The organism is Streptomyces sp. NPDC005962 (genome assembly GCF_040629205.1).
GTDB lineage: Bacteria > Actinomycetota > Actinomycetes > Streptomycetales > Streptomycetaceae > Streptomyces.
In genome coordinates, this window is record NZ_JBEXVE010000019.1 from 26,637 (window position 1) to 49,500 (window position 22,864).

At 69.7% G+C, this 22,864-nt stretch carries 18 protein-coding genes; 14 read left to right on the plus strand and 4 right to left on the minus strand.

Annotated features, from left to right (window positions below):
• The first annotated feature begins 104 nt into the window (after positions 1-104).
• The 4 genes from ABZ370_RS27695 (at position 105) to ABZ370_RS27710 (ending at position 4,295) form a co-directional block, all read left to right on the plus strand.
• Positions 105-290, plus strand: coding sequence for an SPOR domain-containing protein (locus ABZ370_RS27695; protein WP_358625930.1), 186 nt, complete (start codon positions 105-107; stop codon positions 288-290).
• A 155-nt stretch (positions 291-445) separates the two neighbouring features.
• Complete coding sequence (locus ABZ370_RS27700; protein WP_358625931.1) at positions 446-865, plus strand: (deoxy)nucleoside triphosphate pyrophosphohydrolase; 420 nt, start codon at positions 446-448, stop codon at positions 863-865.
• A gap of 168 nt (positions 866-1,033) precedes the next feature.
• Positions 1,034-1,471: an ATP-binding protein gene (locus tag ABZ370_RS27705; RefSeq protein ID WP_358625933.1), complete on the plus strand. Its 438-nt coding sequence runs from the start codon at positions 1,034-1,036 to the stop codon at positions 1,469-1,471.
• A gap of 169 nt (positions 1,472-1,640) precedes the next feature.
• Positions 1,641-4,295, plus strand: coding sequence for a SpoIIE family protein phosphatase (locus ABZ370_RS27710; protein ID WP_358625935.1), 2,655 nt, complete (start codon positions 1,641-1,643; stop codon positions 4,293-4,295).
• A gap of 54 nt (positions 4,296-4,349) precedes the next feature.
• On the opposite strand, the gene ABZ370_RS27715 is transcribed toward ABZ370_RS27710, so the two are convergent.
• The 4 genes from ABZ370_RS27715 to ABZ370_RS27730 form a co-directional block, all read right to left on the minus strand.
• Positions 4,350-5,120, minus strand: a complete 771-nt coding sequence (locus tag ABZ370_RS27715; protein WP_358625937.1) for a succinate dehydrogenase/fumarate reductase iron-sulfur subunit — start codon at positions 5,118-5,120, stop codon at positions 4,350-4,352.
• Positions 5,117-7,096, minus strand: a complete 1,980-nt coding sequence (locus ABZ370_RS27720; RefSeq protein WP_358625939.1) for a fumarate reductase/succinate dehydrogenase flavoprotein subunit — start codon at positions 7,094-7,096, stop codon at positions 5,117-5,119. Before ABZ370_RS27720 ends, ABZ370_RS27715 begins: the two co-directional genes overlap by 4 nt.
• A gap of 17 nt (positions 7,097-7,113) precedes the next feature.
• Positions 7,114-7,959, minus strand: coding sequence for a hypothetical protein (locus ABZ370_RS27725; protein WP_358625941.1), 846 nt, complete (start codon positions 7,957-7,959; stop codon positions 7,114-7,116).
• A 73-nt stretch (positions 7,960-8,032) separates the two neighbouring features.
• Positions 8,033-8,320, minus strand: a complete 288-nt coding sequence (locus ABZ370_RS27730; protein ID WP_358625943.1) for a hypothetical protein — start codon at positions 8,318-8,320, stop codon at positions 8,033-8,035.
• A 300-nt stretch (positions 8,321-8,620) separates the two neighbouring features.
• Here ABZ370_RS27730 and ABZ370_RS27735 point away from each other — a divergent pair, with 300 nt between their 5' ends.
• The 10 genes from ABZ370_RS27735 (at position 8,621) to ABZ370_RS27780 (ending at position 22,864) form a co-directional block, all read left to right on the plus strand.
• Positions 8,621-10,639, plus strand: a complete 2,019-nt coding sequence (locus ABZ370_RS27735; RefSeq protein ID WP_358625945.1) for an ABC transporter family substrate-binding protein — start codon at positions 8,621-8,623, stop codon at positions 10,637-10,639.
• 203 nt (positions 10,640-10,842) lie between these two features.
• Complete coding sequence (typA, locus tag ABZ370_RS27740) at positions 10,843-12,708, plus strand: translational GTPase TypA (RefSeq protein WP_358625947.1); 1,866 nt, start codon at positions 10,843-10,845, stop codon at positions 12,706-12,708.
• 446 nt (positions 12,709-13,154) lie between these two features.
• Positions 13,155-14,783, plus strand: coding sequence for an ABC transporter substrate-binding protein (locus ABZ370_RS27745; protein ID WP_358625949.1), 1,629 nt, complete (start codon positions 13,155-13,157; stop codon positions 14,781-14,783).
• A gap of 86 nt (positions 14,784-14,869) precedes the next feature.
• A complete protein-coding gene (locus ABZ370_RS27750; protein WP_358625951.1) occupies positions 14,870-15,796 on the plus strand; it encodes an ABC transporter permease in 927 nt (308 codons plus the stop codon).
• Positions 15,789-16,733, plus strand: a complete 945-nt coding sequence (locus ABZ370_RS27755) for an ABC transporter permease (protein WP_358625953.1) — start codon at positions 15,789-15,791, stop codon at positions 16,731-16,733. The genes ABZ370_RS27750 and ABZ370_RS27755 overlap by 8 nt, the downstream gene beginning before the upstream one ends.
• A gap of 12 nt (positions 16,734-16,745) precedes the next feature.
• Positions 16,746-17,804 carry an ABC transporter ATP-binding protein gene (locus ABZ370_RS27760; RefSeq protein ID WP_358625955.1) on the plus strand — a complete coding sequence of 353 codons (1,059 nt, stop codon included), beginning with the start codon at positions 16,746-16,748 and terminating at the stop codon, positions 17,802-17,804.
• Positions 17,797-18,984, plus strand: a complete 1,188-nt coding sequence (locus tag ABZ370_RS27765) for a dipeptide ABC transporter ATP-binding protein (protein ID WP_358625957.1) — start codon at positions 17,797-17,799, stop codon at positions 18,982-18,984. Before ABZ370_RS27760 ends, ABZ370_RS27765 begins: the two co-directional genes overlap by 8 nt.
• Positions 18,985-19,272: 288 nt before the next feature.
• On the plus strand, positions 19,273-20,904 hold the full coding sequence (locus ABZ370_RS27770; RefSeq protein WP_358625959.1) for an ABC transporter substrate-binding protein: 1,632 nt from the start codon (positions 19,273-19,275) through the stop codon (positions 20,902-20,904).
• A gap of 3 nt (positions 20,905-20,907) precedes the next feature.
• Positions 20,908-21,831, plus strand: a complete 924-nt coding sequence (locus tag ABZ370_RS27775; protein ID WP_358625961.1) for an ABC transporter permease — start codon at positions 20,908-20,910, stop codon at positions 21,829-21,831.
• Entirely contained in the window at positions 21,824-22,864 is a 1,041-nt protein-coding gene (locus tag ABZ370_RS27780; protein ID WP_358625963.1) for an ABC transporter permease, read from the plus strand. Before ABZ370_RS27775 ends, ABZ370_RS27780 begins: the two co-directional genes overlap by 8 nt.

Here is a 22,864-nt window from a genome sequence, read left to right on the forward strand (position 1 = left end):
TGCGTGAAGGTAGGGCGTAGGCTCGGGCATATGCGGAACGGGATTTCCTTAAGGGTGTCGCCCAGACGCGTGCCCGGGCGCGCCACAACGGAGGGGGCGGAGCGATGAGTGACGGCAACACTGTGCTGCCATGGCTCGTCATCCGCCAGGACGGCAACGGCAACCGCTATCGCGTCGGCCGCTACGCCACGCGTACGGAGGCCCAGGAAGTCGCCGACCGGCTCGACGGCCAGGGCCGGGAACAGCTCTATGTCGTCGAGCGGACCGCTGCGACCGGGCAGGCGGGCTGACGCCGCCCGTACGGTCCGTACAACTTGTGAGAAGGCCTCCCTGCCGGCGGGCCGGAGTCTCCCGTTCGTCCGGGCGGGAGAATCCGGCCCGCCGGGCTCTGTGCGACTGATCGCCGCGTGGCCAGACGCTGGGCGGCACCGCCTAGAGTGCCCGCATGACGGTGCGCGTGGTGGTGGGCGGAGCGGTGTTCGACCAGGGGCGGCTGCTGGCCGCGCGGCGCAGCGCGCCGCCCGAGCTGGCCGGGCGCTGGGAGCTGCCCGGCGGCAAGGCCGAGCCCGGCGAGACCGCGCGGCAGGCGCTGGTGCGGGAGCTGCGCGAGGAGCTGGGCGTCGAGGTCGAGCCGCTGGAGCCGCTGCCCGGCGAATGGCCGCTCAAGCCCGGCTATGTCCTGCGGGTGTGGACCGCCGCGCTGCGCTCCGGGGAGCCGCGTCCGCTGGAGGACCACGACGAGCTGCGCTGGCTGACCCCCGACCGGGTGGACGAGGTCGACTGGCTCGATGAGGACCGGCCCGCGGTGGCGGAGGCGGTCCGGCGGCTGCGCGCCGCGGAACACCCCCGTCCGCGCGCCCGCTGATCCCCTGTGAGCTCTTTCGGCCCTGCCGGGAGGGCTCGGGGCGGTATCGGGCCGGGAATTCGGGTATGTGCTCATTAACCCCTCTGAATCCCTCCATTTCGGCGGGGCCGTGCAGCGGCGTAAGCGGCTGGCTGGGAACGGCCGGAAGCGGCTGGGAGCGGCTGGGAAGTGATCGGCGTGAGTGAGAGCGCAGGGACGGCCGCCGGGCCCACCCCCGGTTTCGCCGAGTGGGTCTTCCCCGCCGAGCCGGGCTCGGTGCGCGCCGCCCGTCTCCTGGTCCGGCAGTCGCTGGACGACTGGGGGCTGTCGGCGCTGGGCGATGTGACGGCGCTGCTGGTGAGTGAGCTGGTGACCAACGCCCTGCGGTACGCGAGTGGTCCGATCGGGCTGCGCGTGTACGCCCGTCGCGAAACCGGCGTGCCGCGTTCCGTGCTGCGGGTGGAGGTGTCGGACCCGCTGGACACTCCACCGCACGCGCGTACGGCGTCCCCGGAGGACGAGAGCGGCCGGGGGCTGGAGTTGATCGCCCGGGCCGCGCTGCGTTGGGGCACCCGGCGAGGGCGGGCCGGAAAAACCGTGTGGTTCGAGCTGCCTCTCCCCGGTTAGGAGTGAGGGGGAGCGCTGATCTTGAGCGCTTCATCTAAAGCCGGGACGGAAACGGATTGCGGGCTGAGATAGTGCTGTGATCGTGAAGACCGTACTCCGGATGGCCGTGGTGCTGGATACTCGGCTATCTGTAGCCGGTCGGAGCACCTGAGCCGGAGGGGACGGGCGCATGAGCGAGAAGCCAGCGGGGGCGGATATCCCCGAGGGGACGGTTGGTTCGCAGGTGCCGCCGGTGTCGCAAATGTCATCGATGTCCGATGTATGGCAGAGCAGTCCGCCCGGATCGATCTATGACTACATCCATGTCGCCTCCTTCTCGCTGGGCTCCGACGGCCGGATCGCACAGTGGAGTGAACGCGCCGCCGAGCTGCTCGGGCTGACGGCGGCCCAGGCCGTCGGCATGGACCCGGTGGAGGCCTTCGTACCGGCTGAGCTGCGGGAGACCGGCCACCGCAGGGTCGCCGACATCCTGGACGGCCGGGAGTGGACCGGTCTGGTTCCCTACCGCAACCCTCAGGCGCCCGGCGGACTCGGGACCGCCGAGGTGTACGTGATGCCGAGCCAGGGCGAGGACGGGGAGCGCACCGCGCTCTGTATCGCCGTCGATGTGGGCGCCCTGCGCGGACTGGAAACCGATCTTGCCGCCTCACAGGCCGTTTTCGGTCAATCTCCGCTTGGTTTCTTTCTCTTCGGTACAGATTTGCGCATGCTCCGGGTCAACGACCGCTTTGCGAAGGTTTTCGGCCGCCCGGTCGGGGAGTACCCCGGCGCGACCGCGCACGATCTGCTGCCCCGCGCCGAGGCCGACCGGCTCGCCGCCGCCCTGCGCCAAGTCCTGGACAGCGGAAGCGCCCTGACGGACATGCCGATCATGGGCCCCGTTCCCGGCAGCCACGACCGCCGCCGCTGGTCGGTGTCGCTGTACCGGCTGCACAGCGGATCGGGCCGCCCCATCGGCATCGCCGGGCTCGCCACCGACGTCACCGGCCGCCGCCGCGCCGAGCAGGAGGCCGCGGGCGTACGCCGCAACCTGGCGCTGCTGAACGAGGCCGGGGCCCGAATAGGCACCTCGCTGGACCTGGAGACCACCGCCCGCGAACTCCTGGACGTGGCCGTTCCGCAGTTCTGCGACCTGGCCTCCGTCGACCTCTACCAGGGGCTGCTGTCCGGCGACGAGACCCCGCCCGGGCTCGCCGACGGCAGCGCCGAACTGCGCCGCGTCGCCTTCGCCAGCGCCGTCTCGGACGGCCCCGTCGCCTTCGGCGACATCTACCGCACCAACGCCGACGGCCAGGACGAGCTGCCCAAGCCCATCGACGTCGGCGAGGTGCACCGCTACCCGTTCCACTCGCTGTGCGCCCACGCCCTGCGCACCGCCCAGGTCCGGGTCGTCACCGGGCGCGACAACGGCGAGGGCCTGGAGCTCGGCGCGATGCTGCAGTCCACCCTCCTGGTGCCGATGGTCGCCCGCGACACCGTCGTCGGACTCGCCCAGTTCTCCCGTACGAAGGGCAGCGAACCCTTCGGCGAGCGGGACCGGGCGCTCGCCGTCGAACTGGCCGCCCGCGCCGCCGTCTCCATCGACAACGCCCGGCTCTACCGCAGAGAACACGAGCGCGCGCTGATCCTCCAGCGCAGCCTGCTCCCGCCCGGCGACCCGGAGGCCGCCGGGCTCGACATCGCCTGCCGCTATCTGCCGGGCAACGAGGCCACCGAGGTGGGCGGCGACTGGTTCGACGTCATCGAACTGCCCGGGCACCGCACCGCGCTGGTGGTCGGCGATGTGATGGGGCGCGGCCTGCGGGCCGCCGTCGCGATGGGCGAGCTGCGTACCGCCGTCCGCACCCTGGCCCTGCTGGACCTGGAGCCCGCCGAGGTGCTCTCCGCACTGGACGAGATCGCCCGCGGGCTGGGCGCGCCCGGCGGCTCGGCCGCCGGCGCACGGGCCGCCGGGCGGTCCGCCGACGGCTCCTCGGACCTGTCCGAGGTCTACCTCGCCACCTGCGTCTACGCCGTCTACGACCCGGTCACCCGGCGCTGCACCTTCGCCAACGCGGGCCATCTGCCGCCCGCCCTGGTCGAACCCGGGGACGGCGCCCTGCTGATGGAGGTGCCGCCGGGGATGCCGCTCGGGGTCGGCGGCGAGCCGTTCGAGGAGATCGAGGTGGAGCTGCCGGACGGTGCGCTGCTGGCCCTCTACACCGACGGCCTGGTCGAATCCCGCGACCACGCGCTGGACGAGGGGCTCCAGGAACTCCGTACCGCCCTGTCCACCCACGAGGGCGCGGACAGCCCCGACAGCTCACTCGAAGACATCTGCGACCACGTCCTGAGCAGCCTCGACACCCACCACGGCGAGGACGACATCGCCCTGCTCATGGCCCGGGTGCAGGGCCTGCCGGGCGACTCGGTCGGCGACTGGAAGCTGCCCAGCGACCCGCAGTCGGTCGGCCGGGCCCGGGAACTCGCCCGTGAGGCGCTGGAGTCCTGGGGCCTGGAAGGCCTGGTCGACACCACCGAACTGCTGGTCAGCGAGCTGGTGACCAACGCGCTGCGGTACGGGGAGGGCGAGATACGGCTACGGCTGCTGCTGGACCGGACGCTGGTGTGCGAGGTCTGGGACGGCAACCTGGTCCAGCCGCGGCGGCGGCGCGCCCGCGACACCGACGAGGGCGGCCGCGGGCTGCAGCTGGTCGGCCTGCTCAGCGCGGGCTGGGGCAGCCGCCGCACCCCGCACGGCAAGACGGTCTGGTTCGAGCTGGCCCTCCCGGACGGCGAGTCCTCGGGCCCGGACTCGGTGGAAGCGCTGCTCAGCCTCTGGTGACGGCGTGGGCCTGACGGCGTGGGCCCGCCACCGGGCGGGCCCACGACCGGACGGCTACTGCTCCCGGCGGCGGATCTTGTTGCCCAGCCAGACCAGGGGGTCGTACTTGCGGTCCACGGCCCGCTCCTTGAGCGGGATCAGCGCATTGTCGGTGATCTTGATGCCCTCCGGGCAGACCTCCGTGCAGCACTTGGTGATGTTGCAGTACCCGAGCCCGTGCTCCTCCTGGGCCGCCCGCTTGCGGTCGATCCCGGACTCGCCCGCCGCGTCCAGCGGATGCATGTCCAGCTCGGACACCCGCATCAGGAAGCGCGGTCCCGCGAAGGCTTCCTTGTTCTGCTCGAAGTCGCGCAGCACATGGCAGGTGTCCTGGCACAGGAAGCACTCGATGCACTTGCGGAACTCCTGCGAGCGCTCCACGTCCTCCTGCCGCATCCGGTACTCGCCCGGGCCCAGCCCCTCCGGCGGGACGAAGGACGGCACCTCCCGGGCCTTGGTGTAGTTGAAGGAGACGTCCGTGACGAGGTCACGGACGACCGGGAAGGCCCGCAGCGGGGTCAGGGTGATCGTCTCGTCGCGGCTGAAAACCGACATCCGCGTCATGCACAGCAGCCGCGGCTGTCCGTTGATTTCCGCGCTGCACGATCCGCATTTGCCCGCCTTGCAGTTCCAGCGGACCGCCAGGTCCGGTGCCTGGGTCGCCTGGAGGCGGTGGACGATGTCCAAAACGACTTCGCCCTCATTGACCTCGACGCGGAAGTCGCGCAGCCCCCCGCCGTCCACATCGCCCCGCCACACCCGGAAGTGGGCCTCGTACGCGCTCACTGGGTCAGCTCCTCGTCCGTCAGGTACTTCACCAGCTCGTCCTTTTCGAACAGATTCAGCAGGTCGGGCCGGATGGGCGGCATCTCGCGGCGCTCCAGCCGGACCTGCCCGCGCCCGGGATCGGGCGGTGCCACGAGACCGGCCGACGGGTCGGTCGGGCGGCAGACCAGGTTGATCCGGCGCCATTCGCGGTCCATCTCGGGACAGTCCTCGCGGGTGTGCCCGCCGCGGCTCTCGGTGCGCTCCAGGGCGGCGCGCGCCACGCACTCGCTGACCAGCAGCATGTTGCGCAGGTCGATGGCCAGGTGCCAGCCGGGGTTGAACTGCCGGTGGCCCTCGACCCCGGCCCGCCGCGCCCGTACCCGCAGGGCGGCCAGCCGGTGCAGCGCGTCCTCCATCTCACCGGCCCGCCTGATGATGCCCACCAGGTCGTTCATGGTCTGCTGCAGCTCCTGGTGGAGCGTGTACGGGTTCTCGGCGGGGCTTGCGGGCGGTCGCTCTCCCGCGCCCTCCGCGGACGGCCCCTCGCCGTCCTCGGCGCTGAACGGCCGCAGCGCCTCGGCCGCCGCCAGGTCCAGCTGGGCGTCGTCGGGCACCGGGCGGGCGCCCGCCGCGGCCGTCTCCTGCGCGTACCGGGCCGCGTGGAGCCCGGCGCGGCGGCCGAAGACCAGCAGGTCGGAGAGGGAGTTGCCGCCGAGCCGGTTGGAGCCGTGCATCCCGCCGGCGACCTCGCCCGCGGCGAAGAGGCCGGGCACGCCGTTCGCGGCCGCGGTGTCCGGGTCGACGTCCACCCCGCCCATCACGTAGTGGCAGGTCGGGCCGACCTCCATGGGCTCGGCCGTGATGTCGACGTCGGCCAGCTCCTTGAACTGGTGGTGCATCGACGGCAGCCGCCGCTTGATCACCTCGGCGGGCATCCGGGTGGAGACGTCGAGGAAGACGCCGCCGTGCGGGGAGCCGCGGCCCGCCTTGACCTCGGAGTTGATGGCCCGGGCCACCTCGTCGCGGGGGAGCAGCTCGGGCGGGCGGCGGTTGTGGTCCGGGTCCTCGTACCAGCGGTCGCCCTCGTCCTCGGACTGGGCGTACTTCTCCTTGAAGACGTCCGGAATGTAGTCGAACATGAACCGCTTGCCCTCGCTGTTGCGCAGCACCCCGCCGTCCCCGCGCACCGACTCGGTGACGAGGATGCCCTTGACCGAGGGCGGCCAGACCATGCCGGTCGGGTGGAACTGCACGAACTCCATGTTGATCAGCGGGGCCCCGGCGAGCAGGGCCAGGGCGTGGCCGTCGCCGGTGTACTCCCAGGAGTTGGAGGTCACCTTGAAGGACTTGCCGATGCCGCCGGTGGCCAGCACCACGGCCGGGGCCTCGATCGCGAAGAAGCGGCCGGACTCCCGTTCGTAGCCGAAGACCCCGGCGACCCGCTCGCCCGCCGCGTCCTTGACGACGCGGGTGACCGTGCACTCCTGGAAGACCTTGAGCCGCGCCTCGTAGTCGCCGGTCTCGGCCTTGTCCTCCTGCTGGAGGGAGACGATCTTCTGCTGGAGGGTGCGGATCAGCTCCAGGCCGGTGCGGTCGCCGACGTGGGCGAGGCGCGGGTACTCATGGCCGCCGAAGTTCCGCTGCGAGATCTTCCCGTCCGGGGTGCGGTCGAAGAGCGCGCCCCAGGTCTCCAGCTCCCAGACCCGGTCCGGGGCCTCCTGGGCGTGCAGCTCGGCCATCCGCCAGTGGTTGAGGAACTTGCCGCCGCGCATGGTGTCGCGGAAGTGCACCTGCCAGTTGTCGCCCGTGTTGACATTGCCCATGCTGGCGGCGATGCCGCCCTCGGCCATCACCGTATGGGCCTTGCCGAACAGCGACTTGCAGATGACGGCGCAGCGCATGCCCTGTTCGCGTGCCTCGATCGCGGCCCGCAGCCCGGCGCCGCCCGCGCCGATCACGACCACGTCCCAGGCCTGTCGTTCGACTTGCGTCATCGTGTGAGGCACCTCTCCTAGAAGAACCGGGGGTCGTCGAAGGCGCCGCTCGCCAGCAGATACACATAGAAGTCGGCGACGGCGACGCTGATCAGCGACGCCCAGGCCAGCTGCATATGGCGCGCGTTGAGCGAGCTGACCCAGCCCCAGAGCCGGTAGCGCACCGGATGCCGGGAGAAGTGCTTGAGCCGGCCGCCGACGATGTGCCGGCAGGAGTGGCAGGAGAGGGTGTACGCCCAGATCAGCGCGATGTTGGCGAGCAGTACCAGGGTGCCGAGGCCCATATGGCCCCACCGGCCGTGCTCGTCCCGGAAGGCGAGCACGGTGTCGTAGGTGAGGATTCCCGCGACGATCACCGCGAAGTAGAAGAAGTAGCGGTGGATGTTCTGCAGGATGAGCGGGAAGCGGGTCTCACCGGTGTAGTTGGCGCGCGGTTCGGCGACCGCGCAGGCCGGTGGTGAGGCCCAGAAGCCCCGGTAATACGCCTTGCGGTAGTAGTAGCAGGTCAGCCGGAAGCCGAGCGGGAAGATCAGGATCAGCAGGGCGGGGGACAGGCCCCACCACGCTCCGAAGATCTCCCAGTTCGCGCCCCCCTTCATGGGGACGCAGTTCTGCGCGACGCACGGCGAGTAGAACGGGGAGACGTACGGCTCGGCGTAGTAGTTGTCGCCGGCGAAGGCCCGCCAGGTCGAGTAGACGATGAACGCGAACAGCCCGGCGGCGGTGACCGCGGGCGCCAGCCACCAGCGGTCGGTCCGCAGATGGCGGGCGGCGATGGCGGCGCGCGACGGGCTGCGCACGCCGCTCGTGGCCGCTTCCCGCTCGGAGGGCGTGGCGGCTTGGGGGTCGGTGCCAGTGGCCAAGGAAAACTCCGCGGTGGAGTGGTGTGGGGGACGGTCGGGCGCGGACCAGCCGGGTGCGCGCCGGGCGACCCCTTTAGGGAGCGTGGCGGTCGCGCGCGCCGAGACCCTCGTCGTCGACGTCCGACCACAGCGCGCTGTTGTACGGGGCGTCGGGGACCGGAACCATCTCGGGGCGCGGCCGCTCCGTGCCGGGGGCCGTATCGCGCAGCAGGGCGAGACTCTCGCGCAGGTGGTCCGCGTCGGTGCGGACGCGTCGTATCTCCAGTCCGCCGGCGCCGACCCGGGCTTCCAGCCGGGTGACGGAACGGACCAGCTCGTCGAGACAGCGTTGGACGGCCGTCAGGTCGTCGTTCAAGGACATGACTTGCCCTCACTTCCGCGGCGGGTGCGGTTGGCGGCGCTCATGCGACAGCGAGTGTTACGCGTCACAGTCCTGGTTGGGAAGGGATCTGCCGCGATTGGCGGAGTCACCGGCGCGATCACGCCGCCGTGCGCCGGGGTGCGCGCCGGTCGTATTGATCCGGTCGGGTGATCCTGTCCCCTCCATGGCCGTCCCGAGGTGCTGTCCCATGATCCGTCGCTTTGAGTAAGGAGTATATGCGACAGGCGTCAAAACGTGCGAAATGCGCTAAATATCGGCACACTCCGGAGGTCACGAGCCATGTCCATCGACAAGCGACGCTGCGCCATGCTGCTCGCCGCGGGAGTGCTGCTGCCACTGCCCGTTCTCACCGGATGCAGCTCAAGCGATGACGACGGGCCGCCGTCGCCCGCGGCCCGGGACATCGCCCCGGCCTCCCGCGCGCAGACCTCCCCCGGCGGCACGCTGCACTGGGCGCTCGACGCCCGGCCCGCGACCTTCAACGCCTTCCAGAGCTCCGCCGACACCGGCACCGAGCGGATCGCCGGAGCGGTGCTGCCCGCGCTGCACACCCTCGACGCCCGTGGCCGTCCGCAGCTCAACGGCGACTACCTGGAGTCCGCCGAGGTGGTCTCGCGCGAGCCCAAGCAGGTCGTGGTCTACAAGCTCAACCCCAAGGCGGGGTGGAGCGACGGCCGCCCGCTCGGCGTGGAGGACTTCGCCGCCCAGTGGAAGGCCCTGCGCGGCACGGAGAACGCCTACTGGACCGCGCGCAACGCCGGATACGACCGCATCGCCAGGATTCAGCCGGGCGAGAAGGACCACGAGGTCAAGGTCACCTTCGCCAAGCCGTACACCGACTGGCGGTCACTGTTCACGCCGCTGTACCCGAAGAGCATGATGAGCAACCCGGCCGTCTTCAACGCCGGGGCCCGCAAGGGGCTCGCCGTCGGCTCCGGCCCCTTCATGGTCCGCGACGTGGACGACAAGAACGTCACCCTCGTACGGAACCCCCGGTGGTGGGGCGACCGGGCCCGGCTGAGCCGCCTGGTCTTCGAGGCCGTCCCGGCCGGGAAGCGGGCCGCCGCCCTGATCGACGGGAGCCTCGACATGGCCGAGGTCGACCGGTCGACGGCGCGCCGCGTCCAGGCCGCGGCGCCTCCCGGGAAGCGGGCCGCCGGAGCAAAGCTCCACCCCTCCGGCAAGGCGGGGGCGCCCAAGCTGGAGACCCACGCGCAGGACGCCGCGGACGCCGCCCGGGCCCGGGCCGAGGCCGAGAAGGCCCCGGGCGCCGAGCGCTCCGAGACCGTGGCCCTGCGCCGGTTCTCCCTGCGCAAGGCGCTGGACCCCGCGTACACCCAGCTCGCCATCAACGGCGCCAAGGGCCCGCTCGCGGATGAGCGGGTGCGCCGCGCGGTGGCCCGCGCGATCGACCGCGAGGCGCTCGCCAAGCTCGTACTGAAGCCCTTCGGCCTGCCCACCGAGCCGCTCGGCAACCATCTGCTCATGGCCGAGCAGAAGGGGTACAAGGACCACAGCGGCGCCGTCGGCGGCCCCGACGCCCAGGCCGCGCAGTCCCTGCTCGCCGACGCGGGCTGGCGCCCCGGCGGCTCGCCCGCCCGCCAGAAGTCGGTCGACGGCAAGACAGAGGAGAAGACGGGCGACCAGGCGGCGGACAAGACAGCGGACAAGTCGGGCGACAAGACGGGCGACAAGGCGGACAAGTCGGCGGGGCCCGCCCCCGCCGCGGGGGACGCGGGCCGGTCCGGGCGCGCCCGGACCGCCGCCGTCCAGAAGAAGGGCCGCCCGCTGGTGCTGCGCTTCGTCATCCCGTCCGACTCCGGCGGCGCCTCGCTGCGCGGCGTCGGCGCGCGCATCGGCCGGATGCTGGACAAGATCGGCGTCCGCACCGAGATCACCCGGGTGAAGAGCGACGCCTTCTTCAAGGATCACATCGCCACCGGCAAGTACGACCTGGCCCTCTACTCCTGGCCCGCCTCCGCCTACCCGGCGACCGACGGCCGCCCGATCTACGCCAAGCCGCAGCCGGCCGCGGACGGCTCGCTGGTGGTCGAGCAGAACTACACCCGGGTCGGTACGGACCAGATCGACCAGCTCTTCGACCAGGCTCTGACCGAGCTGGACGGCGGCGCCTCGCGCTCCCTGGTCGGCCGGGCGGACTCCCGGATCTGGGCGGCGGCCGGATCGATTCCGCTCTACCAGCCGCCGCAGCTGGTCGCGGTCCGCAAGACGGTGGGCAACGCCGGAGCGTTCGGCTTCGCCACCCCCCGCTACCAGGACATCGGCTTCCGGAAGTAGCACGTCCGCTCCTCTGGGCCCGGCTCGGAGGGAGAAACAGCAGGCGGGACGGGGTGCGGGACGGCGCGGGGACGGGTGGCGGCATCCGTCCCCGCGCCGTCCCCTTACCATGGGGTGAGGCCGTGGCGTAAGCAGCCCGGCGGAAAGGCGCGCCGGACAAAGGAGCGCGCTGCCACCCACGAAACCGGGAGAAGCGCGCTCGTATGCCCACGCGCCACGACATTCGTAACGTCGCCATCGTCGCTCACGTCGACCATGGCAAGACGACCCTCGTCGACGCCATGCTCAAGCAGGCAGGTGCGTTCGCCGCGCATCAACATGTGGACGACCGGGTCATGGACTCCAACGATCTGGAGCGTGAGAAGGGCATCACCATTCTCGCGAAGAACACCGCCGTCAAGTACCACCCGGCGGACGGCAGTGACCCTGTCACCATCAACATCATCGACACCCCCGGCCACGCCGACTTCGGTGGCGAGGTCGAACGCGGCCTGTCCATGGTCGACGCCGTGGTGCTGCTGGTGGACGCCTCCGAGGGCCCGCTGCCGCAGACCCGCTTCGTGCTGCGCAAGGCGCTGCAGGCCAAGCTGCCGGTCATCCTCTGCATCAACAAGACGGACCGCCCGGACTCCCGGATCGACGACGTCGTCAACGAGGCGTACGACCTGTTCCTGGACCTGGACGCGACCGAGGAGCAGATCGAGTTCCCGATCGTCTACGCCTGCGCCCGTGACGGCGTCGCCTCGCTGACCAAGCCGGAGGACGGCACCGTCCCGGCCGACAGCGACAGCCTCTGGCCGTTCTTCGTCACCCTGCTGGAGACCGTCCCGGCGCCCGAGTACGAGGCGGCCGCCCCGCTCCAGGCCCACGTCACCAACCTGGACGCGGACAACTTCCTCGGCCGGATCGCGCTGCTCCGCGTCGAGCAGGGTGAGCTGAAGAAGGGCCAGACCGTCGCGTGGATCAAGCGCGACGGCACGATCTCCAACGTCCGCATCACCGAGCTGATGATGACCGAGGCGCTCACCCGCAAGGCCGCCGAGGTGGCCGGGCCCGGTGACATCTGTGCCGTGGCCGGTATCCCGGACATCATGATCGGCGAGACCCTGGCCGACCCCGAGAACCCCATCGCGCTCCCGCTGATCACGGTCGACGAGCCCGCCATCTCGATGACCATCGGCACGAACACCTCGCCGCTGGTCGGCAAGGGCGGCAAGGGCCACAAGGTCACCGCCCGGCTGCTCAAGGACCGGCTGGAGAAGGAGCTGGTCGGCAACGTCTCGCTGCGCGTCCTGCCGACCGAGCGCCCCGACGCCTATGAGGTCCAGGGCCGTGGCGAGCTGGCGCTGGCGATCCTCGTCGAGACGATGCGCCGGGAGGGCTTCGAGCTGACCGTCGGCAAGCCGGAGGTCGTCACCAAGGAGATCGACGGCAAGCTCCACGAGCCCATCGAGCGGCTGACCATCGACTCCCCCGAGGAGCACCTCGGCGCCATCACCCAGCTGATGGCGACCCGCAAGGGGCGCATGGAGACGATGACCAACCACGGGTCCGGCTGGATTCGTATGGAGTGGATCGTCCCGGCCCGCGGCCTGATCGGGTTCCGCACCGAGTTCCTGACCCAGACCCGCGGCACCGGCATCGCGCACTCCCTCTTCGAGGGCCACGAGCCGTGGTTCGGCGACCTGCGCACCCGTAACAGCGGCTCCCTGGTGGCCGACCGCTCGGGTTCGGTGACCGCGTTCGCGATGACGAACCTCCAGGAGCGCGGCGTGCTCTTCATCTCGCCGGGCACCGAGGTGTACGAGGGCATGATCGTCGGCGAGAACTCGCGCGCCGACGACATGGACGTGAACATCACCAAGGAGAAGAAGCTCACCAACATGCGGTCCTCGACCGCGGACGTGACCGAATCCCTGGTGCCGCCGCGGCTGCTGTCGCTGGAGCAGTCCCTGGAGTTCTGCCGCGACGACGAGTGCGTCGAGGTCACCCCGGAGACGGTCCGCATCCGCAAGGTCGTACTGGACCAGAAGGAGCGCGGCCGCGCCGCGTCGCGCGCCAAGCGTTGATGACGCGCGCCAGGCGCTGACAGACGCCTCCGTACGCCCCGGCAGCCCGGGCCTTCCGCTTCTTCGCGGGGGCCCGGGCTGCCGTCGTGTCAGGAAGCTGCCAGTCAAGCGGTTATCCGGCGAGGGGCGTCCGGATATCGGAGTCCGGGCTCCGCATGATGTGTTAACAGTCCGTTTCGCGTGTGTCTGTCTGCGGCAGTTTTGTCCGGATTTCGAAGCTCCGCGCGTAGATGATGTGACCAAAGCGAGACCCATAAGGTGTGGTTTACGGGGCTGGCGTGCTCAATCATGGGGTCCATTGAGCTCGGGTCAACGGGTCGCACGCTGTGGGGAGCGCGGACCTTCGAGCACATCTGGGGGGTCCGGTCCCTTTCGCTGTCAGGGGTGTCAGCGTGTCTCCGGGCACCCCTCTCGTAGCAGCAGAGGACTCCGGAGGAGGCAAACCCATGCGTGGTGCCAAGAGCGCCAAGTGGGTCGCGATGGCCGCGGTCGTGGCACTGGGCGCGACCGCTTGTGGCGGCGGCGGTGACAGCGGTGACAGCGAGAAAGCGGCCGTCGACCCGAACGGCGTGTACACCTATCAGGACGTCGAGCCGCAGAACCCGCTGATCCCGACCAATACCAACGAGGTCGGCGGCGGCTACATCCTGAAGAACCTCTTCCGTGGTCTCGTCGACTACGACGTCAAGGGCAAGCTGCGCAATCAGGTGGCCCAGAGCGTCGATTCGCCGGACAACCAGAAGTTCACGGTGAAGCTCAAGAAGGGCTGGAAGTTCCACAACGGCGAGCCGGTGACGGCCAGTTCCTTCGTGGACGCCTGGAACTACGGCGCCAACGGCAAGAACGCCCAGCTGAACTCCTCCTGGTTCGCCGACATCAAGGGCTTCGACGAGGTCCACCCGGAGAAGGGTGACCCGAAGGCCGACAAGATGTCGGGCCTGAAGGTCGTGAACGACAACGAGTTCACCATCGAGCTGTCGCACCCGGTCTCCACCTTCAAGGACCGGCTCTTCTACGACGCCTTCTACCCGCTTCCCAAGGCCTTCTACAAGGACCCGAAGAAGTTCGGCGAGGCCCCCATCGGCAACGGCCCCTACGAGGTCGACGGCAAGTGGGAGCACAAGGTCCAGTTCAAGGTGAAGAAGTACGCCGGGTACGAGGGCGTGGACAAGCCCAAGAACGGCGGCATCGTCTTCAAGTTCTACAACAAGGACGAGAGCGCCTACAACGACCTGGTCTCCGACAAGCTGGACATCATGTACCAGGTCCCGCCGTCGTCGATCAACGTCTACAAGACCGACCTGGGCGACCGCTCGGCGGACCAGATGTTCGGCGGCAACACCACCATCGCCTTCCCGATGTACGACAAGGCATGGGCGAAGCCGGAGAAGGCCAAGGTCCGTCAGGGTCTGTCCATGGCGATCGACCGCGAGACCATCACCAAGACCGCGCTGAAGGGCTCGAAGGACCCGGCCGACGGCTGGACCCCGAAGGTCGTGGAGGGCTACCAGCCCAACGCCTGTGGTGAGTACTGCAAGTTCGACCCGAAGAAGGCGAAGCAGTTCATCAAGGACGGCGGCGGCGTCCCCGGCAACAAGATGACCATCGCCTACAACGCCGACGGCGGCAACAAGGAATGGGCCGAGGCGGTCTGCAACGACATCAAGCAGAACGCGGGCGTCCCGTGCGCCGCCGAGCCTCGTGCGACGTTCCAGCAGCTGCGCACCGAGATCACCGACAAGAAGATGAACAGCGCGTTCCGGATGGCCTGGGTTCAGGACTTCCCGAACATCTCCAACTTCATCGCCGAGCAGTACCGCACCGGCGCCGGCGCCAATGACTCCGGCTTCAGCGACAAGAAGCTCGACAAGCTGATGGAGCAGGCCGACTCGGCCAAGACCATCGAGGAGTCCAACAAGCTCTACGCCCAGGCCGAGGCGAAGCTCAAGGACACGATGCCCTCCATCCCGCTCTTCTTCGACCACACCAACGGCGGTCACTCCAAGAACGTGCAGAACGTCAAGTTCGACACGTTCCGGCAGGCGATCTGGACCGACGTCGAGGTCAAGAAGTAGTCGAGAGGCTGTGACGCGCTCCCGGTGACCGCCCGTCCTTTCCGGGACGGGCGGTCGCCGGGCGCGTCGGCGACAGGAGGACACCCATGGGGCGATACGTCGCGAGGCGACTGCTCCAGATGATCCCGGTCTTCATCGGGACCACACTGCTCATCTTTCTGATGGTGTATTCGCTGCCCGGCGATCCCGTCAAAGCGCTCTTCGGCCAGCGGGCATCCGACCCCGCCACGGTCGAGAGACTGCGCCATCAATTCGGTCTGGACAAGCCCCTGCTGGCCCAGTACTGGGACTACATCACCGGGCTGTTCCGGGGCGACTTCGGACAGAGCTTCACCGGCCGCCCGGTCGCCGACCTCATGGCCGACGCCTTCCCGGTCACCATCCGGCTCGCGCTGCTCGCGTTCGGCATCGAGCTCGTCGTCGGCGTCGCCCTCGGCGTGGTGACCGGCCTGATGCGCGGCAAGTTCGTGGACCGGTTCGTGCTGGTGTTCACCCTGATCGTGACCTCGATCCCGGTGTTCGTGATCGGCTTCGTCACCGTGTTCCTGTTCGGCCTCAAATGGAAGGTCATCACCCCGACCGTCCAGGACTCCATGGACATCGGGCAGCTCTTCGCACCGGCCATGGTGCTGGGCGCCCTGTCGCTCGCGTATGTGTCCCGGCTGACCCGGACCACCGTGGTGGAGAACCTGCGCGCCGACTACATGCGCACCGCGCTCGCCAAGGGCCTGCCGCGGCGCCGGATCATCGGCGTCCATCTGATGCGTAACTCGCTCATCCCTGTCGTCACGTTCCTCGGCACCGACCTCGGCACCCTGATGGGCGGCGCGATCGTCACCGAGGGCATCTTCAACATCCAGGGCGTGGGCAACACCCTCTTCCGGGCCATTCAGACCAGTGAGGGTCCCACCGTCGTCGGCATCGTGACCGTACTGGTCCTCGTCTACCTGGTGAGCAGCCTGGTCGTCGACCTGTTGTACGCAGTCCTGGACCCGAGGATTCGCTATGCCTGAGAAAACTCTGGCCCCCGAGAGCGGCCCCGAGACGGCCGCCGCCACCGCGCCCCCGCCGGGCGGCAGCGAGATCACCAAGGCGCGCAGCCTCGGCCAGGACGCCTGGCGCGAACTGAGCCGCAACCCGATCTTCTGGGTCTCCGCCGTGCTGCTGGTGCTGTTCGTGCTGATGGCGGCCCTGCCCAGCCTGTTCACCAGCACCGATCCGGGCCACGCCGATCTGCGCAACCACTACCTGGGCAAGCCGGAGTGGGGGCACTTCTTCCAGCCGGACTGGTTCGGCTACAACGGCCAGGGCCAGAGCGTCTACGCCCGGACGATCTACGGCGCCCGCGCCTCGGTCATCATCGGCGTCTGCGTGACCTTCGGCGTCACCCTCTTCGGCGGTGTGGTCGGCATGTTCGCCGGGTACTTCGGCGGCTGGCTGGACACCGTGCTCTCCCGGCTCACCGACATCTTCTTCGGCATCCCGCTGCTGCTCGGCGGCATGGTGCTGCTGCAGGCGTTCACCCACCGCACCATCTGGACCGTGGTGCTGGCCCTCGCCACCTTCGGCTGGATGCCGCTCGCCCGCGTGATGCGCGGTGCGGTCATCACCCAGAAGCAGGCCGACTTCGTGACGGCGGCCCGGGCGCTGGGCGCGGGCACCGGCCGCATCCTGCTCCGGCACATCCTGCCCAACGCGCTCGCCCCGGTGATCGTGGTCGCCACGATCGCGCTCGGAGGCTTCGTCTCCGCCGAGGCCACTCTGTCGTACCTGGGCATCGGCCTTCAGTCGACGGTCTCGTGGGGTGTGGACATCTCGGACGCGCAGAACGTCCTGCGGGACGCCCCGCATGTGCTGCTCGTTCCGGCCACCTTCCTGAGCCTGACCGTGCTGTCGTTCATCCTGCTCGGCGACGCGGTGCGCGACGCCTTCGACCCCAAGCTGCGCTGAGGGAGGCGTTACGTGACCACCATCGAGAAGACCGGCGCGGAGCCCTCCGCGCGCGACCGCGACGACAACGGCGGCCCGCTGCTGGAAGTCCGCGATCTGCACGTGGAGTTCCACACCCGGGACGGCGTCGCCAAGGCCGTCAACGGCGTGAGCTACTCCGTGAGCGCGGGCGAGACACTGGCCGTGCTCGGCGAGTCCGGCTCGGGCAAGTCCGTGACGGCGCAGGCCATCATGGGCATCCTGGACATGCCGCCCGGCAAGATCCCGCAGGGCCAGATCCTCTTCCGCGGCGAGGACATGCTCACCATGCCCGCGGAGGGCCGCCGGAAGATCCGCGGCCGCAAGATCGCCATGATCTTCCAGGACGCGCTCTCCGCGCTGAACCCGGTGCTCTCCGTCGGCTACCAGCTCGGCGAGATGTTCCGGGTCCACCAGGGGCTGTCCAAGAAGGACGCCAAGGCCCGGGCCATCGAGCTGATGGAGCGGGTCCGCATCCCCGCCGCCAAGGAGCGGGTGGGCGACTACCCGCACCAGTTCTCCGGCGGTATGCGCCAGCGCATCATGATCGCCATGGCGCTGGCCCTGGAGCCGGACCTGATCATCGCCGACGAGCCGACCACCGCGCTCGACGTGACCGTCCAGGCCCAGGTGATGGAGCTGCTCGCGGAGCTCCAGCGCGAGTACAACATGGGCCTGATCCTGATCACCCACGACCTGGGCGTGGTCGCGGACGTCGCCGACAAGATCGCGGTGATGTACGCGGGCCGGATCGTGGAGACCGCCCCCGTGCACGAGCTGTACAAGCGCCCGGCCCACCCGTACACCAAGGGGCTGCTCGACTCGATCCCGCGGCTGGACCACAAGGGCCAGGAGCTGTACGCGATCAAGGGGCTGCCGCCCAACCTGCTCAAGATCCCCACCGGCTGTGCCTTCAACCCGCGCTGCCCGAAGGTCCAGGACATCTGCACCACCGAGGTCCCGGCGCTGGCCGAGGTCGCCGAGCAGGACGGAACCGCGCTGCCGGGCCGCGGCAGCGCGTGCCACTTCTGGAAGGAGACGATCCATGGCTGAGACGGAGAAGGACGGCAAGGCCGTGGACGCCTCGAAGGACAAGGCCGTGGACGCTGCGAAGGACACGGACGTCACGCCGGGCGTCAGCGAGGTGGCGGCGGTCGACGCGGCCACCGAGGACGAGGCCGTGGCCGCCCTCGACGCGCACGTCGACCGGGGCGAGCCGATCCTCCAGGTGCGCAACCTGGTCAAGCACTTCCCGCTGACCCAGGGCATCCTCTTCAAGAAGCAGGTCGGCGCGGTCAAGGCGGTCGACGGCATCTCCTTCGACCTCCACCAGGGCGAGACGCTCGGCATCGTCGGCGAGTCCGGCTGTGGCAAGTCCACCGTCGCCAAGCTGCTGATGACCCTGGAGACCGCCACCGCGGGCGAGGTGTTCTACAAGGGCCAGGACATCACCAGGCTGTCGGGCCGCGCGCTGCGGGCCGTCCGCCGCAACATCCAGATGGTCTTCCAGGACCCGTACACCTCGCTCAACCCCCGCATGACGGTGGGCGACATCATCGGCGAGCCGTACGAGATCCACCCCGAGGCCGCGCCCAAGGGCGACCGGCGGCGCAAGGTCCAGGAGCTGCTGGACGTCGTCGGACTCAACCCCGAGTACCTCAACCGCTATCCGCACCAGTTCTCCGGCGGCCAGCGCCAGCGCATCGGTATCGCCCGCGGCCTCGCGCTCAACCCGGAGATCATCATCTGCGACGAGCCGGTCTCGGCGCTGGACGTGTCGGTGCAGGCGCAGGTCATCAACCTGATGGAGAAGCTCCAGGACGAGTTCAACCTGTCCTACATCTTCATCGCCCACGACCTGTCCATCGTCCGCCACATCTCCGACCGGGTCGGCGTGATGTACCTGGGCAAGATGGCGGAGATCGGCACCGACGCCGAGATCTACGACCACCCGACGCATCCGTACACCCAGGCCCTGCTGTCCGCCGTCCCGGTTCCTGACCCGGAGGCGCGGGAGGGCCGGGAGCGCATCATCCTCACCGGTGACGTCCCCTCCCCGGCCAACCCGCCCTCCGGCTGCCGCTTCCGCACCCGCTGCTGGAAGGCCGAGGACAAGTGCGCCAAGGAGGTGCCGCTGCTCGCCATCCCCGAGCGCTTCGCGGGCACGGATTCGCTCGCGGCGCACGAGTCGGCGTGCCACTTCGCCGAGGAGAAGGACGTGGTGCACGCGTAGCGCGCGTATCGCTTGATGGAGGGCGCCCGGCCACCGGCCGGGCGCCCTTCTGCGTCTCCGGTTGAATCGATTAAAGATTTGGAACAGACGCTTGAATCGTGGGGAACGATAGGCCACAGTGGCATAGAAAGCGCTTGCCGAGCGCGGGACGAACCGCTCGGCTCGCGCTTTACCAATGGTGCCGCCGGGCCGTTGCCACGGACAGCGGTCACCGGCGTGCGGGTCTCCCGGCCCTGGGGTGTGATGAGGGCCTGAGACGGATCTTGGAACGGGTCCTCGGGAGGCGCTATGCGCGGAACCCAGCACGTCCTGCGTGCCCGGTGTGTGCTGTGCGCCCTCTGTGTGACCGCCGCCTGGGCCGTCGCGGGCTGCGGCGGTGACTCCGGCTCGGCCGACGGCATCGTCCGCTCCTCCTGGGGCGATCCGCCGAACCCGCTGGAGCCCGCCAACACCAATGACGTCCAGGGCGGCAAGGTCCTCGACATGATCTTCCGGGGGCTCAAGCGGTACGACCCGTCGACCGGCGAGGCCAAGGACGCGCTCGCGGACCGGATCACCACCGACGACCAGCGCACGTACACCGTCACCATCAAGAAGGGCCACCGGTTCGGCAACGGCGAGAAGGTCACCGCCAAGTCCTTCACGGACGCCTGGAATTACGGCGCCCTGCTCGACAACAAGCAGCGCAACGCCTACTTCTTCGAGTACATCGAGGGGTACGACAAGGTCCACCCGGTAACCGGCCGCGCAAGCGCCCGTACCCTCTCCGGGCTGCGGGTGACGGGGGAGCGGACCTTCACCGTCCGGCTCACCCAGAAGTTCTCCTCCTGGCCCAGGACCCTTGGCTACAACGCCTACGCGCCGCTGCCCCGGGCCTTCTTCGAGGACCACGCGGCCTGGCTGAAGAAGCCCGTCGGCAACGGCCCCTACCAGGTGCGGTCGTACGACAAGGGCTCCGTCATGAAGCTGCGCGCCTGGGACGGTTACCGGGGACCCGACAAGGCCCGTAACAAAGGCGTCGACCTCCGCGTCTACACCGACAGCAACACCGCCTACACCGATCTCCAGGCGGGCAATCTCGATCTGGTGGACGATGTCCCGGCCCAGCAGCTGAAGTTCGTCCGCTCCGACCTCGGCAACCGCTACATCAACCAGCCCGCCGGGATCATCCAGACCCTTACCTTCCCCATGTACGACCGCGCCTGGAGCGGGCCCGCCCGGGCGAAGCTGCGCCGCGGCATCTCCATGGCGATCAACCGCGCGCAGATCACCGACCGGATCTTCCGCTCCACCCGCACCCCCGCCACCGACTGGACCTCGCCGGTGCTGCGCCGCCAGGGCGGCTATCAGCCGGGGCTGTGCGGCGACGCCTGCTCCTACGACCCGGACCGGGCGAGGAAGCTGATCGCGGCGGGCGGCGGGCTGCCCGGCGGCCGGATGACGATCACGTACAACGCCGACACCGGCTCCCACAAGGACTGGGTCGACGCCGTCTGCAACAGCGTCAACACCGTGCTGCGCAGCGACCGGGCGTGCGTCGGCAAACCGGTCGGCACCTTCGCCGACTACCGCAACAAGATGGCCGGGAAGCGGATGACCGGCCCCTTCCGGGCGGGCTGGCAGATGGACTACCCGCTGATCCAGAACTTCCTCCAGCCGCTGTACTACACGGACGCCTCCTCCAACGACGGCCACTGGAGCGACACCGGCTTCGACCGGCTGGTGAACCAGGCCAACGCCGCCCCCGCCGACGGGGCGTCCATCACCGCCTTCCAGGACGCCGAGAAGATCCTCGCCCGGCAGATGCCCGCCATCCCGCTCTGGTACCAGAACGGCAGCGCGGGCTACGCGCCCCGGCTCCGCGACGTGACGCTGAACCAGTTCAGCGTCCCCGTCTACTCCCAGATCAGGGTCGGCTGAGCCATGGGCCGCTATGTGCTGCGGCGGCTGCTGCAGATGATCCCGGTCTTCCTCGGCGCCACGTTCCTGATCTTCTTCATGGTCTACGCGCTCGGCGACCCCGTCGCCGCCCTGTTCGGCGACAAGGCCCCCGACCCCGCCACCGCGGCCCGCATCCGCAAGGACCTCTACCTCGACGAACCGCTGTGGAGCCAGTACGTCCACTACATGGGGCAGGTTTTCGGCGGCCACTTCGGCACCGCCTTCAACGGACAGCCCGTCACCGAGCTGATGGCCGGAGCCTTCCCCGTCACCCTGCGGCTGACCATCGTCGCCATCGTCTTCGAGATGGCGCTCGGCGTCACCCTCGGCGTGCTCAGCGGACTGCGCCGCGGCCGGGGCCTGGACACCTCGGTGCTGCTGCTCACCCTGGTCGTGGTCTCCATCCCGACGTTCGTCAGCGGCACCGTGCTGCAGTACGTGTTCGGCGTGCGGTGGGGCTGGGCCCGGCCGTCCGTCGCGCCCGAGGCGCCGTTCACCGAGCTGCTGCTGCCCGGGGTGGTGCTGGGGCTGGTGTCCCTCGCGTACACCACCCGTCTCACCCGCACCTCGCTCGTCGAGAACGCCCGCGCCGACTACGTCCGTACCGCCGTCGCCAAGGGGCTGCCGCGCCGCCGGATCGTCGTCCGGCATCTGCTGCGCACCTCGCTGATCCCCGTGGTGACCTTCATCGGCACCGATATCGGCGCGCTCATGGGCGGGGCCATCGTCACCGAGCGGATCTTCAACATCCATGGCGTGGGCTACCAGCTCTACCAGGGCATCCTGCGCCAGAACTCGCCGACCGTGGTCGGCTTCGTCACCATCCTGGTGATCGTCTTCCTGCTCGCCAATCTGCTCGTCGACCTCCTCTACGCCGTGCTCGACCCGAGGATTCGGTATGCCTGAGCCCTGTGACCCCCTTCAGCCTTGTGAAGCGCGATCCGATACGTCATCCGACCGGCCGGTGGACCTCGCCGCCACCGGCACCGCGACCCTGCAGAGCGGGCCGGGGAGCCGACCGTGGCGCCGCCCCCTCCCGCGCCTGCGATGGCGCGCCGCCGTGCCGCGCCCGGCCCCCGGCGGCCCGGCCCCCGGCAACCGCGGGCTGTGGTCCGACGCCTGGCACGATCTGCGCCGCAACCCCGTCTTCGTCCTCTCCGCGCTGGTCATCCTCTTCCTGGTGACCATCGCGGTCTGGCCGCAGCTGATCGCGGACGGCAATCCGTACCAGGGCAACCTGGCCAAGGCGCAGGACGGCCCGGCGCCCGGCCACCCCTTCGGCTTCGACCTCCAGGGCCGGGACGTCTACACCCGCACCGTCTACGGCGCCCGCGCCTCCATCACCGTCGGCATCTGCGCCACCACGGGCGCGGCCCTGCTCGGCAGCGTGCTGGGCGGCCTCGCCGGGTTCTTCGGCGGCTGGTGGGACGCACTGCTCTCGCGGATCGCCGACGTCTTCTTCGGCATCCCGATCCTGCTCGGCGGGCTGGTCTTCCTGTCGGTGGTGACCAGCGGTTCGGTGTGGCCGGTGGTCGGCTTCATCGTGCTGCTGGGCTGGCCGCAGATCTCCCGTATCGCCCGGGGCGCGGTCGTCACCGTCAAACAGCAGGACTACGTGCTCGCGGCGCGCACCCTCGGGGCGGGCAACGGCCGGATGCTGCTGCGGCACATCGCGCCCAACGCCGTCGCCCCCGTGATCGTCGTCGCGACCATCGCGCTCGGCACGTACATCGCGCTGGAGGCGACGCTGTCCTTCCTCGGCGTGGGGCTGAAACCGCCCACCGTCTCCTGGGGCATCGACATCTCGTCCGCGTCCACCCAGATCCGCAACGCCCCGCACATGCTGCTGTGGCCCGCGGCGGCGCTCAGCATCACCGTGCTCGCGTTCATCATGCTCGGCGACGCGGTGCGCGACGCCATCGACCCGAAGCTGCGCTAG